The sequence below is a fragment of the Asaia bogorensis NBRC 16594 genome (assembly GCF_001547995.1).
In the GTDB taxonomy this organism is placed as follows: domain Bacteria; phylum Pseudomonadota; class Alphaproteobacteria; order Acetobacterales; family Acetobacteraceae; genus Asaia; species Asaia bogorensis.
This window is the reverse complement of sequence record NZ_AP014690.1, coordinates 2,119,922-2,133,300: the sequence shown is the minus strand read 5'-3', so window position 1 is coordinate 2,133,300 and position 13,379 is coordinate 2,119,922. Positions and strand designations below refer to the sequence as shown.

Genomic DNA, 13,379 nt, shown 5'->3' with positions numbered 1-13,379 from the left:
ACGCAATCCGCCCCGCTCCAACGGGGCGGATTGTTTTTTGACGTTGTAGTTAGAGGGCACAGGAAAACTGTGCAGGAGTTTTAGAGATGCAAATCGGTATTGTTGGCCTTGGCCGTATGGGCGGCAACATTGCAGTGCGCCTGACCCGTCATGGTCATGACGTCGTGCTGTTCGACCGCACGCCTGAAGTTGTGACCAAGACGTTCGACCGTGCCGAGAAGGGCCGTGCGATCGCCGCGAACTCGGTGGCCGATCTGGTCAGCAAGCTTTCGGCAGAGCGCAAGATCGTCTGGGTCATGCTGCCGGCCGGTGAGATCACCGAAGCCTGCGTGCAGGAACTGCGCGGCCTGCTCGGCAAGGACGACATCGTGATCGATGGTGGCAACAGCTATTACAAGGACGATGTCCGTCGCGCTCATGAGCTGATGGAGAAGGGCATCCACTACATCGACGTCGGCACGTCGGGCGGTGTCTGGGGCCTCGATCGCGGCTATTGCATGATGTACGGCGGCACCAAGGATTCGGCCGATCATATCGACCCGATCCTGAAGGCTCTGGCACCGGGCAAGGGCGACGTCGTGCGCACCATCGGTCGCGACCGTGAGGGCCTCGATCCCCGCGCCGAGGAAGGCTATCTGCATTGCGGCCCGGCCGGCTCGGGTCACTTCGTCAAGATGGTCCATAACGGCATCGAATACGGCATGATGCAGGCTTTCGCTGAAGGCTTTGACGTCATGAAGTCGAAGAATTCGCCGGTCCTGCAGGAAGACCAGCGCTTCGACCTGAACATGGCCGATATTGCTGAAGTCTGGCGTCGCGGCAGCGTCGTGTCGTCCTGGCTGCTCGACCTGACCGCCGATGCACTCGCCAAGAACGAATCCCTCTCCGAGTTCTCGGGCGAAGTGGCCGATTCCGGTGAAGGTCGCTGGACGATCGAAGCCGCTATCGAGGAATCGGTGCCGGTTCCGGTCATGACGGCCTCGCTCTTTACGCGCTTCCGCTCGCGTTCGGGCAACAACTACGCAGAGAAGATCCTCTCTGCGATGCGCTTTGGTTTCGGCGGTCACGTCGAGAAGAAGTGACATGACGGGCCGGGACCTTCTCTGGTCCCGGCCCTTTTTTTTTCCCTAAGCTGTCTGCCTGAATGCCAGCGGGAGTCCGAATGCTCCCGCTCGCACTCCGGCTTTCCGATTATCGACTAAAAAGGTTTGGCATATGGTCGACGTTTCCGCTTCAGCACATGCGGCATTGTCCAATAACGAGACAACGCGTGGGGTTCGCCAGGCGCCTCCCGGGTCCATGGTCATTTTCGGCGGTGGTGGCGACCTGACCAAACGTCTTCTCGTCCCTGCTATCTATAATCTGGACTCCGCCGGTCTTCTCAGTGAGGATTTCTCGATCATCGTGGTCGACTGGGCCGAGATGACGACAGAAGGGCTGCTCGAGCAGCTCAAAGGCGCGCTGGATGACTTCGTCAGCAAGCGTGGGACCAACGCCACGACGCTGCGTCAGGATGTGTGGAACCGCCTTTCGCAAAGCATCACCTATCTGCGTGGCTCCTTTGAGGAGCTCTCGACCTTTGAGGCCCTCAAGGAACGTCTCGGTGAGCGTTCTGCCGTGTTCTATCTCGCAGTTGCTGCAAGGTTCTTCGGTCCGATCGTCGATCTTCTGGGTGAGTCAGGGCTGGCCGACCAGACCGATACGATCTCCCGCCGCGTGATCATCGAAAAGCCTTTCGGTGCGGATCTGGAATCGGCCAAGGCGCTGAATGCCCGTCTGCTGCGCTCGCTGGACGAAAACCAGATCTATCGTATCGATCATTATCTCGGCAAGGAAACGGTCCAGAACATCCTGGCCCTGCGCTTTTCCAACGGCTTCTTCGAGCCGCTCTGGAACCGCCAGAATATCGACCACGTACAGATCACGGCAGCGGAAACCGTTGGTGTCGAACGCCGCGGTCGCTTCTACGAAAGCACGGGTGCCATTCGTGACATGGTGCCGAACCATCTGATGCAGCTTCTCTCCATGGTTGCCATGGAAGCCCCGACCTCCTTCGATGCTGAGGCCGTGCGTGACGAGAAGGCCAAGGTGCTGAGTGCCATCCAGCCCATCGACCTCTCTCAGGTCGTGCGCGGTCAGTATGTCAGCGGTTCTTTCGGCGTGGGTGATGAGGCTGAGGCGCTTCGCGGTTATCGCGAGGAGCCCGATGTCGCGATGGGCAGCCAGACAGAAACCTATGTGGCGATGAAGCTGCGCATCGATAACTGGCGCTGGGCTGGCGTGCCGTTCTATCTGCGCACAGGCAAGCGTCTGCGTCGTCGCAAGACCGAGATTGCCATTCACTTCAAGCAGGCACCCTTTGCGCTGTTCCGCGATACGCCGGTGGACAAGCTCACCCCCAATATCATGGTGCTGCATATCCAGCCGACCGAAGGCGTGACCATGCAGTTTTCGGCCAAGGTGCCGGGTCCTTCGGTCCGCCTCGGCGGTGTGCGCATGAAGTTCGACTATTCCGACTGGTTCAGCGAGGGGCCGAGCACCGGCTATGAAACGTTGATCTATGACTGCATGATCGGTGACCAGACGCTCTATCAGCGCGCCGATACCATCGAAGAAGGCTGGCGCATTGTGGAACCTGCCTTCACGCAGAACATCGCTGACAAGTCCCCGCTCTGCTTCTATCCGGGCGGACTGGACGGCCCGCGTGAAGCCGATGAGCTACTCGCGCGTTCTGGTCGTCGCTGGCTTGATCTGAACAACTAAGATCGTTGGAAAAACGACAGGAGACCTCATGACAATCGAACTGGATGCCATTCACGATGCTCTCCCGCCCGAGGCATCCAGAATTCGGCTTGTCGTCTCCGATATCGACGGCACGCTGATCGGCCCTGACAAATCCCTGGCACCGTCGACACTCGCGGCCGCGCAGGATCTGGCTAAGGCCGGGATTGCCCTGTGTCTGGTCAGCTCCCGTTCGGCAGAGGGTATTTTGCGCTACCATCGCGAATTGGCGCTCCAGACGCCTTTCGGAGCGCTTAATGGTGGTCTGATTGTCAGCCCGGATGACGAGATTCTCTCTCACCTCGTCCTGCCCGAAAGCTGCGTGGTCTCGGCCTGCGATACCCTGTCGGTTCACAAAATCGACACCTGGCTGTTTCGTGACCATGACTGGCTGATCCGCGATCCGGGCGCCTATTACGTGGCCCATGAACGCAAATCGGTCGGTATCGAGCCTGTTGTCGTTCCTGACTTCCGACCCTACATGGCCGGTGTCGGCAAGATCATGGCGGCCAGCAGCAATTTTGCGCTTCTGCAGCGTATGGAAATCGAGATCGGGGCCATGCTCAAAGGGCAGGCCAGTGTGCACCGGTCGTCGGATTATTACCTCGATATCACGCACAAGGATGCCAATAAGGGCTTCGCTGCCCGTGCTCTGGCAGAGCGGCTTGGCATACCCATGAGTGAGGTTGCCTGCATTGGGGACATGTCCAATGATGTCCCGATGCTCAGCATTGCCGGGCTCGGCATCGCAATGGGAAATGCCAGTGAGGAAGTCAGCGCTCATGCCCATGTGACGACAGGGCGAAACGACGCAGATGGCTGGGCGCAAGCCATGCGTGACTACGTTCTCCCCCGTGCACCGGGCGCGGCCTGAGGCGCGGGCCTGAAAGTGGAATCGTCGTGCGGCATAGCGGCGCGACGGCGCTGCGCAAGGCCCCCCTGGAAGCCCTAGAAGAAGGAATGAGATAGATGAGTGGACATGATGTGACCTCGGCCCGGCTCGTGGTTCTGGAAGATGGCGAGGCCGTAGCCCGCAAGATGGCGCAGTGGCTTCTCGATCAGGCGCTTGCAAAGAAAGACGGCCCGTTCGTTGTCGCGCTCTCGGGTGGCTCGACCCCCAAGCGCCTGTTCAAGATCATGGCTGAGCCGGCTTATGCCGCCCAGTTTCCGTGGCGTCGTACCCAGATCTTCTTTGGTGATGACAGGCATGTGCCCTTCACCCATGAAGACAGCAATTTCCGCATGACGAGCGAAATCCTGATCGATCAGGTCGACCTGCCGCCCGAGAACGTTCATCCCATCCCGGCCGATGGCACACCCGAGCATGATGCGGCTCTTTATCAGGCCGCCTTGGTGGATGTTTATGGCAGCCATCACCTCATCCCGGGGCGCCCGCTTTTCGACGTGGTCATGCTGGGCATGGGCCCCGACGGTCACACGGCATCGCTTTTTCCGCGTCAGCCTATCCTGCAGGAGCGCGAGAAATGGGTGGCGGCCTGCACACCTGACAACGCACCGCATGACCGCGTGTCACTGACCTACACAGCCATCCATTCCAGCCGTGCTGTAGTGTTCCTGATCGAAGGGGCAGGCAAAGCCGAGATGCTTGCACGTGTGAGGGCGGGTGACGCCTCGTTGCCGTCATCGCATATCACGTCGGAAGGTGAGGTCGTGTTCCTTACGGACAAGGCAGCTGCCGGAGATCTGGCAAATGGCTGATCTCAGCGCACAGGATGCCGCAGCACGTGTCGCCGAGCTGAAACGAGAGGCTGCGACCCACGCCATTGCCTATATCGAAGATGGCATGGCCGTCGGTCTTGGCACGGGCAGCACCGCAAAGTTCATGATCGACGCGCTCGGAGAGCGCGTCCGTCGTGAAGGGCTCAAGATACGCGCAATTCCGACCTCAGAGGCCAGCGCGGCCCAGGCCCAGAGCCTGAACATCCCCATCACCAATTTTGCCGATGATCCGTATCTCGATGTCGCCATTGACGGCGCCGATGAGGTCCAGACTGGCTCGCTATTCCTCATCAAGGGACGCGGCGGCGCGTTGCTGCGTGAGAAGATCGTGGCGGTCTCGGCGCGCAAGTTCATCGTGATCGTTGATGAGAGCAAGATTGTGACGGATCTCGGCACTCATATGCCTGTGCCCGTCGAAATTATCCCCTGGGGCTGGGAGCGTGTCGAGAACCTGCTGCGTCAGACGGGTGCCAAGAGCTGCATACCGCGTCGTAATGAGGACGGGTCGCTCTACATGACCGACAACCACAACATCATCATCGATTGCGATTACGAGCGCATCGAAAACCCGCGTGGCCTGGCTGACCGCATCATCTCGATCACGGGTGTGGTTGATCATGGGCTGTTTCTGGACATCACCACCGAAGTGCTGGTGGCGGGCGTGTCCGGTCTTCAGAGGCTCAAGGCATGAGCGCCGCGCATAACCCTGCCGCCGATCGTGCGGCGCCCGGGCTTTTTGTCGTCATGGGGGTATCGGGCTGCGGCAAGACAACCGTGGCACAGGGGCTTGCCGATCATTTTGGATGGCCGTTTCAGGAGGGGGATGACCTTCACCCGCCCGCCAATGTTGCCAAGATGCATAGCGGCATCCCACTGGACGACTCAGACCGCGCGCCGTGGCTCAAGATCTGCCACGAATGGCTTCGTGATCATGCGTCAACCGGCGGCGTTCTGACCTGCTCGGCCCTCAAGCGCAAGTATCGCGACACCCTGCGTAGCGGGTTGAATGTCACCTTCGTCTATCTCGAGACCAGCGAGCGCACGATTGCCGAGCGCCTGAAGCATCGCATCGGCCATTTCATGCCGCCATCGCTGCTGCCCAGCCAGCTTGCCACGCTGGAGCCGCCAGGCCCGGACGAGAATGTGGTGACTGTGGATAGTGCGGGTACGCCCGAGATCGTCATGGCAAAGCTGATCGCATCATTGAAATCCAAGGCCGGCTAGGCTTTTCCTCAACATCCGGATCGATTCACGTGCAGTTTGTGGATCGATCCAAAAAGGCTGTCATCAGATTCTATCCAAGCTCGTGAACAGCTTATGCACAGGCTGATCCGCAGAGTTGTTCCTTGAATCTGGGGATAACTTCTGCCCTCTCAGGCATCATGAAGTAATGAACCGGCCTGATGCGGAATTCCGCCCTATTTCCCTCCCAGCCTGACATTAGGCCACGTTGCTGGTGGCGATTTGCTCAAATCCGGGCAGAGAGATGGCAGGTGATATGAGTTCTTCTAAGCGAACCCTACGGTTACTTTCCTTATCCGGCGTCTTTCTGACCCTCGCGCTTCTGCCTGGCTGCAAGCACCATCACACCACGCAACGCGAAGAGGATCCTTCTCCACCGCCCATGCCCGCCGTGGCCCCCGCGCCGGCGATGAGCCTGCGCTTCTTCAAACATGGTGTCAGTCAACGGGCCGGGCAGGCGTTCATGGCCTACGAGCACCGGCTGGACCTTACCGTCCCCGATCATCTTGTCGGTGCCCATCTGGATGCGGCGCGCGCGGCCTGCGCGGCGGCGGTGTCGTGCGAACTCGTTTCGTCGAATGAGAATACGGAGGAACTGGGGCAGGGCATATCGCAACATTCTGCCCGTATCGCCGTGCGATTGCCCCATGATCGTGTCGAGGCCTTTATCAAAGCTGCTTCATCGCCCCTGCCGAGCGAGGAAAGCCGTGATATTGTCACGCGTGCAGCGACGACGAGCGAGACCGACCTGCAAAATGACGTCATGGATGTGGATCGGCGTCTGGCGCAGATGACGGCCTACCGCGACAGGCTGGAAGCCCTTGAGGCCCAAAGTGCCGGCCGTACCGACGACCTGATCAAGGTCGCCAAGGAACTCTCTGAAGTACAATCCTCGCTTGAAGATGCACAGAAGGAGAAGAACGGCCTCTCCCGCCGCATTGATACCGAGAGGGTCGATGTCAGCTTCGAGGGCGCGAGGGCAACGTCCACACCTGTCCGACAGCGATGGAACGAGAGCACACGGATTTTCATGGAGACACTAGGCGACGTCTGGTTCTTCCTGATTCAGGCCGTGGTCTGGGCTCCTCTGGTCCTGATAGGCCTCCTGCTGGTTCGTCGTGCGATACGCAAAGGCTGGTTCAGACGCGACTAGGGATCATCGTTCGCTGGCTCAGCTTAAAGTGAGCCGGCGAACCCTTGCAGCTGCGATGCGTCAGAACCGATATCGAAGATTAAAAATTCTGTAATCGGTGAGGGGTTCGCTCTGTGCATTCATTTTCCGACCGGTCGCATCGGGCAGATAGCGTGAAAGACCATGGCAGGCCCATCGAGACGGATATCCCAGCCCGACTGGACAGGCTGCCCTGGTCGCGTTTCCACATGCTCATCGTCGTGGCCCTTGGCATTACCTGGATTCTGGATGGGCTGGAGGTCACAATCATTGGCTCGCTGGCCCCATCGCTTGAACGCGGCGATACGCTCGGTCTGAGCGCCGATGGGATTGGTTTCGCCTCGTCGTCCTATGTCGCGGGTGCTGTGCTGGGGGCGTTGCTGTTTGGCTGGATGACGGACCAGCTCGGGCGGAAACAGATCTTCTTTCTCACTCTGGCCCTTTATGTCGTGGGCGTTGGCGCATCGGCTTTCTCCTGGAATCTGGGCAGCTTCGCCGTTGCCCGTTTCCTGACGGGCATGGGTATCGGAGGGGAATATTCCGCCATCAATTCTGCCATCGACGAGCTCGTGCCAGCCCGGCTGCGAGGGCGGGTGGATGTCATGGTCAACGGCACTTTCTGGGCTGGGGCGGCTTTTGGCGCACTCGGCTCGGTGTGGCTGCTGAATACCGCGCTTATCCCTGTATGGCTGGCCTGGCGCGTGGCCTTTGCCCTTGGCGCCCTGCTTGGTGTGGCCGTGCTGCTGTTGCGCACCTTCGTGCCGGAAAGCCCCCGCTGGCTCATCACTCACAGGCGTGTGGAGGAGGCCGATGCTATCGTCAGCCACGTTGAATCGCATTGTGCCGAACCGCACGGAGGATGGGCGAGCAAGCTGCCCACGGTGCTTATCTATCCGGCCGGGGTCTTCAGCCCGATGGAGATGATCCGCATCATGGTGCAGCGCTATCGCGGACGGTCGCTCTACGTGCTGGTCCTGATGATATCGCAGGCGTTTCTCTACAATGCCGTTTTCTTCACCTACGGCATGGTTCTCACTCAGTATCACGGCGTCTCTGCGCGCGAAGTTGGCTGGTACATTCTCCCGCTCGCAATCGGCAATCTGATCGGCCCCCTTGTTCTGGCGCGCTGGTTCGATACCTGGGGACGGCGCCGCATGATTGGCCTGAGTTACGCCATATCGGGCGCCCTGATGGTCATCGTTGCCTGGGCCATGGGGGCTGATCTGCTGACAGCCACGACCCAGACGCTCTCATGGTGCGCGATCTTCTTCTTTGCCTCGGCAGCAGCATCATCAGCCTATCTCACCGCAAGCGAACTGTTTCCGCTGGAAATGCGGGCATTTGCCATTGCGGTCTTCTATGCCGTGGGCACCCTTTTCGGGGGTGTCGCGGCACCTGTCATCTTCGGCCATTTGATTGGCACGGGTCGGCTATCGCTGCTGGTCGCCGGGTATCTCGTGGCTGCCGCGCTGATGCTGGTGGCCAGCGTTGTCGCCTGGATCTGGGGTGTCGATGCCGAAAACCGCTCGCTTGAGGAGGTGGCCCCGCCGCTCTCTGCCCTCTATGCGGCTCGCGAGCAGGAGGCGATGCGCTCTGGCGCATGAACAATTCGCTCCTGATCCAGACGGCGTATCACGGGCGTAGCCCCCAGATCAGGGAGGAGGCAGTATCGTGCGGCAGCTGCTCCGCTAGGTCTGTTCTCGAACGAACGGTTCTGCGGTCAGCTCTGATAGAGCTCCAGCGGCAGGCCATCAGGGTCGGTAAAGAAGGTATAGAGCTTGCCTGTATACGGGTCAGTACGGATCGGCTCGCAGGCCACGCCATGCCCCGTCAGATGATCGACGGCGTCCTGCATGTTGCTCACGGAAAAGGCGAGATGACGCAGCCCGGCAGCCTCCGGCTGGGTCGGTCGCGAAGGTGGGGTTGGAAACGAGAAAAGCTCGATCTGGGTATCGCCAATGGCGATGTCGCATTTCCACGACTGTCGCTGCGCACGCCAGACCTCACGGATAATTTCCAGCCCCAGCACCTCAGTATAGAAGCTGCGCGATTTCTGATAATCCGAGGCGATGATCGCGATATGATGGACGCCGTTGAACATCGTCTGACGCCTATTGCTGACGGGCTTTGCGGCCATTGGAGAGTTCTGTCACGACGCCATGCATGGTGCGGAGTTCCTGCTCGGTCACTTCCCCACGCTGGAACAGATGGCGCAGATTGCGCACCATACCAGGGCGCTTCTGCTCATTGCGCAGGAAGCCGCACTCGTCGAGATCTCGCGTGAGATGGCCGAGGAAGTTTTCCAGCTCACCCTTGGTCGCTACATGGGTCTCGTTTGTCATCAGTGTGCGCGGCGGCGTGGTTTCGCAGGCCATCCACCACTCATAGGCCATGATCAGCACCGCCTGAGCGAGGTTGAGTGACATGAAATCGGGGTTGAGCGGATAGCGTATGAGGATATCGGCGCGCGCCATGTCCTCATTATCGAGCCCTGCGCGCTCCGGACCGAAAAGCAGCCCTGCCTTGAGCCCCCGATCGGCAATTGCGCGCAGTTCTGACGCGGCACCACGGGCCGTCATGACGGTCTTGACGATATGGCGCGGGCGCGGGCAGGTCGCCATGACATGGTGGAGATCGGCAACAGCCTCATCCACAGTGTCAAAAACCTGCGCCTCGTCCAGAATCCGGTCGGCACCGGAAGAGGCATACCAGGCGCGCTCCTGCGGCCAGCCATCACGCGGCGCGACGATACGCAGATGGAAGAGGCCGCCATTGGCCATGGCACGGGCCGTCGTTCCGATATTCTCCGCAAGCTGCGGGCGTACCAGAATCACGACCGGGCTGAAGGCCCCGATCGGTCCGATATCGGCGCCACCATCACGACCCGTCATGCGCGCCTCCATTTCGTTCCCTGTGCGGTATCTTCAAGAATAATCCCCTGCGCGGCCAGATCGGTCCTGATGGAGTCTGCCAGGGCGAAATCACGTGCTTTCTTGGCCTCGGCGCGCTGGACGATCAGGGCATCAATGGCTCCGTCATCCGATCCGGCACGGAACCAGTCATCGGCCGACTGGCCAAGCAGGCCGATCATGGCGCCAGAAGCCTTGAGCGAAGCGGCTGCCTGTGCATCGCCAGCGAGGGCAGCGTCGGCCAGCGGGTGCAGGCAGGAAAGGGCGAGAGGTGTGTTCATGTCATCGCAAAGGGCGGACATGAAATCCGCATCGACTGCGCCGGGTGTGACAGACGGGTGTTTCTCAAGGGCGCGATAGAACCGATCGAGCGTCCGTTTTGCGTCCTCAAGTTTTTCCCAAGTGAAATCGAGCACGGAACGGTAATGGGCACCAAGCATGAGCAGGCGCAGCGCCTCGGCCGGGGCGCGGGTCAGCACCTCGCGAATGGTGAAGAAATTGCCCAGAGACTTGGACATTTTCTCCCCATTGGAGAGCAGCATGGCGTTATGCAGCCAGTATCGCGCAAAGCTGCTGCCCGGATTACAGCAGAGAGACTGGGCCCGTTCGTTCTCATGATGCGGGAAAAGCAGATCGTCGCCCCCGCCATGAATGTCGAAACTCTCACCCAGATAACGATGGGACATGGCCGAACATTCGATATGCCAGCCGGGGCGGCCGCGGCCATACGGACTGTCCCATCCGGGCTGTTCCGGCGAGGAGGGCTTCCACAGGACGAAATCACCGGGGTGACGCTTGTAGGGCGCGATCTCTACCCGTGCACCGGCCAGCAGATCGTCCGGGCTACGTCCGGACAGGGCGCCATAACTTGCGCAACGATCGACTGCGAAGAGAACATGGCCTTCTGCCTCGTAGGCGTGGCCGCTTGCGATCAGCTGGGCAATCATGGCCAGCATGTCGTCGATATGGTGCGTGGCGCGGGGCTCGATGTCAGGTGGCTGGATGCCCAGCGCTGCGACATCTTCATGAAAGGCGATGGTCGTGCGGGCCGTCAGGCTCGCGATATCCTCACCATTATCCCGCGCCCTGGCGGTGATCTTGTCATCCACATCCGTAATGTTGCGGACAAAGGTCACACGCGGGAACAGCGCACGCAGCAGGCGGACCAGAATGTCGGCGCTGAGCATGGCACGCAGATTGCCGATATGCACGGCGTCATAAACCGTGGGTCCACAGTAATAAACGCGCACATTTTCAGGGTCCAGGGGCGTGAAAACCTGTTTCCGCCGCGTCTGGCTGTCATGAAGGGACAGGGTATAGGGTGGGGTGGCCATGGAGTTGAGTAGATGCGTCAGCCCCGCGCCCCATGCAACTCTAATTTACGGCTTTTGGTGCTGGTTTTCTTTCGGCACTGCTATAATCAGGGCTGCATGACAGAAATTCGCTCTTCCGCAACGGCCCCGCGCTGGGGTGAACACCTGCGTGCGCTTATCAGAATTGCCGCGCCGCTGAGTTTTTCGCAGTTGAGCGAAATGGCCATGAATGTCACCGATACGGTGCTGCTTGGCAGTCTGGGTGCCACGGCGCTGGCGGTGGGTGGCATGACCACCAATCTCTTTTTCTGCACGTTCATCACGTTTCAGGCGGCGCTGGGTGGGGCCAGCATCCTCATCGCGCGGGCACGCGGCCGTGCCTTCGCGTCGCAGGAGCGTCTGGAAGATCTCTCGGGCATCGTGACATCAGGCGTCTTGCTCGCTCTGCTGCTCTGTCTGCCAGTGCTGGCCATTCTACTGCCTGCGGGGTCGCTGCTTAGTTTCTTCAACGAGCCCGCCCTGATCGTTTCACAGGGCAGCCGCTTCATGCATCTGCTGCTATGGGCGCTTCTGCCCAATCTGGTCATTATCGGGCTCCTGCGCATCATCCTGCCTGCGTTTGGCAGTGAACGTCTGCTGCTCTGGACCATGCCGGGTATGGCGGTCATGAACGGCTTTCTCAATGCAGGTCTGATCCATGGGCGCTTTGGTCTGCCGCGTATGGGGCTGTGGGGTTCGGCCTGCGCGACCATCGTGACGGGCTGGTCGGTTGCCATCCTGCTGGTAATCCTTGCCCGGCGCCAGTCCTTACTCAGGCCGCATCTTCGGCTGACGCGGCCCGATCCACGCGCCATGATGGAAATGCTGCGTCTGGGGCTGCCCATGATGGGCGCAACCGGCGCAGAATTGCTGGCATTCCAGATGACAGGGCTTCACGCTGGCGCGTTGGGGGCTGTCTCGTCGGCAGCGCACCAGATAGCGCTCAGCGTGACCAGTACCGCATTCATGATCAGTCTGGCGCTCTCTCAGGCGGTGAATATCCGGGTTGCGTACTGGCTGGGCGCTGGTGCTCCTGCGGCGGCCCTGCGCGCCACGCTCGGGGCGGTCATGCTGGTGGTTTTGTGGACATCCTTTACCGCTACGATCCTGCTCGTCTTCCCGGGATACATCGCCGGTTTCTATGTCGATTCGCATGGTCAGGATGCGGCACAGGTCATTCCACTGGCTGTGACGCTTCTTAAAATTGCGGGGATCTTCCAGATTCTCGATGGCGTGCAATGCGTCTGTTCTGGTGCCCTGCGCGGTTGCCATGACACGTTCATGCCAATGGTTCTGATGGTGGTGACCTATATCCCCGTATCCATCCTCGGAGGCGACTGGCTGGCGTTCAAGGCAGGTTACGGGGCTGCGGGGCTCTGGATTGGCTTGGCTACCGGGCTCGGTATTTTATCGGTCCTGCTGTCGATAAGACTGGTGGTTACGCTACGACGCAAACTGCGAGAGGGGCAGGGGACGCTGCCCCCAGCCTGTGCGGAGCCCGCCTGAGCAGGCCCCGTTTATTGCACCGTGATCGGTGGGATGCGGAGAGATCAGGCCTCCGGGATACGGATCGTCTGGCCGGGATAGACGCCGTCATGATGGGCCAGCTCGGCTTCATTGGCCTTATGCAAATCCTCTGCTGTGACATCCGCATCCGTTTTCTCGGCAATGGCATGCAGCGTCTCTCCGGGTGAGACCTGGTGAAATACCGGAGCAGGGGTACCTTCAGGCACTGTGATATCGGCATGCACCGTGTCGATGCCGGCAATATTCCCGGCGGCGAGGATCATGGCATCGCGTTCGGCCGCGCTTTCGGCCTTGCCCTTCAGGGCGATGGTGCTGTCGCGAACCGTGATGTGCGAGACGGAAAGCTGCGACATGCCATATTGCTTGAAGGCGCGCTTGATGAGGCTCTCATGCGGAGCCTTGGGTGCGGGGGCACCTGCCGGGTTGATGGCCGCAACCTTCGCTTGCTCGTCAAGCTTGCGCCCGGCAGCACGATTGAACTTGAAAATGGCCATGGTGGTCCTCCCTCGGATAACTTCTGATTATTATGCCATGAGACATGGCGTGCATCCATGCAGACGCAGCCGCCCTTGTGTTGTTCCGTCGATCCGAAATTTGTGAGCCATGCGAGATCTCCAGACTCGTGCAGGTGGGTGAAAGGCCAGCCCCGCCGCTGCA

General features: G+C 60.1%; 13 protein-coding genes. 9 read left to right on the top strand and 4 right to left on the bottom strand.

The features are described 5' to 3' along the window. Positions 1 to 86: 86 nt before the first annotated feature. The 8 genes from gnd to Asbog_RS09510 all read left to right on the top strand — a co-directional run bounded on the left by gnd (position 87) and on the right by Asbog_RS09510 (position 8,538). On the top strand, positions 87 to 1,082 hold the full coding sequence (gnd, locus tag Asbog_RS09545; protein WP_023978565.1) for a phosphogluconate dehydrogenase (NAD(+)-dependent, decarboxylating): 996 nt from the start codon (positions 87 to 89) through the stop codon (positions 1,080 to 1,082). A gap of 133 nt (positions 1,083 to 1,215) precedes the next feature. Beyond that, complete coding sequence (zwf, locus tag Asbog_RS09540; RefSeq protein ID WP_062164973.1) at positions 1,216 to 2,763, top strand: glucose-6-phosphate dehydrogenase; 1,548 nt, start codon at positions 1,216 to 1,218, stop codon at positions 2,761 to 2,763. 28 nt (positions 2,764 to 2,791) lie between these two features. Beyond that, positions 2,792 to 3,655: a Cof-type HAD-IIB family hydrolase gene (locus tag Asbog_RS09535; RefSeq protein WP_062164972.1), complete on the top strand. Its 864-nt coding sequence runs from the start codon at positions 2,792 to 2,794 to the stop codon at positions 3,653 to 3,655. 95 nt (positions 3,656 to 3,750) lie between these two features. Further along, complete coding sequence (gene pgl, locus Asbog_RS09530) at positions 3,751 to 4,500, top strand: 6-phosphogluconolactonase (protein WP_062164971.1); 750 nt, start codon at positions 3,751 to 3,753, stop codon at positions 4,498 to 4,500. Beyond that, on the top strand, positions 4,493 to 5,212 hold the full coding sequence (gene rpiA, locus Asbog_RS09525) for a ribose-5-phosphate isomerase RpiA (protein ID WP_062164970.1): 720 nt from the start codon (positions 4,493 to 4,495) through the stop codon (positions 5,210 to 5,212). Before pgl ends, rpiA begins: the two co-directional genes overlap by 8 nt. After that, entirely contained in the window at positions 5,209 to 5,745 is a 537-nt protein-coding gene (locus Asbog_RS09520) for a gluconokinase (RefSeq protein WP_062164969.1), read from the top strand. Before rpiA ends, Asbog_RS09520 begins: the two co-directional genes overlap by 4 nt. 274 nt (positions 5,746 to 6,019) lie before the next feature. After that, on the top strand, positions 6,020 to 6,916 hold the full coding sequence (locus tag Asbog_RS09515) for a DUF4349 domain-containing protein (RefSeq protein WP_171840684.1): 897 nt from the start codon (positions 6,020 to 6,022) through the stop codon (positions 6,914 to 6,916). Between the two features lie 227 nt (positions 6,917 to 7,143). Then, entirely contained in the window at positions 7,144 to 8,538 is a 1,395-nt protein-coding gene (locus Asbog_RS09510) for an MFS transporter (protein WP_083510818.1), read from the top strand. Positions 8,539 to 8,654: 116 nt separating this feature from the next. Here Asbog_RS09510 and gloA2 read toward each other — a convergent pair whose 3' ends face one another. Genes gloA2 through cysS form a run of 3 tightly spaced genes read right to left on the bottom strand, consistent with a single transcriptional unit; the run spans position 8,655 to position 11,177 of the window. Further along, positions 8,655 to 9,071 carry an SMU1112c/YaeR family gloxylase I-like metalloprotein gene (gene gloA2 / locus Asbog_RS09505; RefSeq protein WP_231944552.1) on the bottom strand — a complete coding sequence of 139 codons (417 nt, stop codon included), beginning with the start codon at positions 9,069 to 9,071 and terminating at the stop codon, positions 8,655 to 8,657. After that, the gene (locus Asbog_RS09500; protein WP_171840683.1) at positions 9,046 to 9,825 is read right to left on the bottom strand and encodes an RNA methyltransferase; all 780 of its coding nucleotides are present in this window, start codon (positions 9,823 to 9,825) and stop codon (positions 9,046 to 9,048) included. Before Asbog_RS09500 ends, gloA2 begins: the two co-directional genes overlap by 26 nt. Then, positions 9,822 to 11,177, bottom strand: a complete 1,356-nt coding sequence (gene cysS / locus Asbog_RS09495) for a cysteine--tRNA ligase (protein WP_062164965.1) — start codon at positions 11,175 to 11,177, stop codon at positions 9,822 to 9,824. The genes Asbog_RS09500 and cysS overlap by 4 nt, the downstream gene beginning before the upstream one ends. Before the next feature lie 96 nt (positions 11,178 to 11,273). On the opposite strand from cysS, the gene Asbog_RS09490 reads away from it, so the two are divergent. Further along, positions 11,274 to 12,701 carry an MATE family efflux transporter gene (locus Asbog_RS09490; RefSeq protein ID WP_062164964.1) on the top strand — a complete coding sequence of 476 codons (1,428 nt, stop codon included), beginning with the start codon at positions 11,274 to 11,276 and terminating at the stop codon, positions 12,699 to 12,701. A gap of 44 nt (positions 12,702 to 12,745) precedes the next feature. Here the strand turns inward: Asbog_RS09490 and Asbog_RS09485 are convergent, their stop codons facing one another. Next, on the bottom strand, positions 12,746 to 13,216 hold the full coding sequence (locus tag Asbog_RS09485; RefSeq protein WP_023978554.1) for a LysM peptidoglycan-binding domain-containing protein: 471 nt from the start codon (positions 13,214 to 13,216) through the stop codon (positions 12,746 to 12,748). Positions 13,217 to 13,379: the final 163 nt, after the last annotated feature.

Coding starts and splice junctions, on each gene's coding strand:
- rpiA (WP_062164970.1), top strand. CDS start 4,493: ATGGCTGATCTCAGCGCACAGGATGCCGCAGCACGTGTCGCCGAGCTG.
- Asbog_RS09500 (WP_171840683.1), bottom strand. CDS start 9,825: ATGACGGGTCGTGATGGTGGCGCCGATATCGGACCGATCGGGGCCTTC.
- cysS (WP_062164965.1), bottom strand. CDS start 11,177: ATGGCCACCCCACCCTATACCCTGTCCCTTCATGACAGCCAGACGCGG.
- Asbog_RS09535 (WP_062164972.1), top strand. CDS start 2,792: ATGACAATCGAACTGGATGCCATTCACGATGCTCTCCCGCCCGAGGCA.
- Asbog_RS09490 (WP_062164964.1), top strand. CDS start 11,274: ATGACAGAAATTCGCTCTTCCGCAACGGCCCCGCGCTGGGGTGAACAC.
- Asbog_RS09510 (WP_083510818.1), top strand. CDS start 7,144: ATGCTCATCGTCGTGGCCCTTGGCATTACCTGGATTCTGGATGGGCTG.
- Asbog_RS09520 (WP_062164969.1), top strand. CDS start 5,209: ATGAGCGCCGCGCATAACCCTGCCGCCGATCGTGCGGCGCCCGGGCTT.
- zwf (WP_062164973.1), top strand. CDS start 1,216: ATGGTCGACGTTTCCGCTTCAGCACATGCGGCATTGTCCAATAACGAG.
- gloA2 (WP_231944552.1), bottom strand. CDS start 9,071: ATGGCCGCAAAGCCCGTCAGCAATAGGCGTCAGACGATGTTCAACGGC.
- Asbog_RS09485 (WP_023978554.1), bottom strand. CDS start 13,216: ATGGCCATTTTCAAGTTCAATCGTGCTGCCGGGCGCAAGCTTGACGAG.
- pgl (WP_062164971.1), top strand. CDS start 3,751: ATGAGTGGACATGATGTGACCTCGGCCCGGCTCGTGGTTCTGGAAGAT.
- gnd (WP_023978565.1), top strand. CDS start 87: ATGCAAATCGGTATTGTTGGCCTTGGCCGTATGGGCGGCAACATTGCA.
- Asbog_RS09515 (WP_171840684.1), top strand. CDS start 6,020: ATGAGTTCTTCTAAGCGAACCCTACGGTTACTTTCCTTATCCGGCGTC.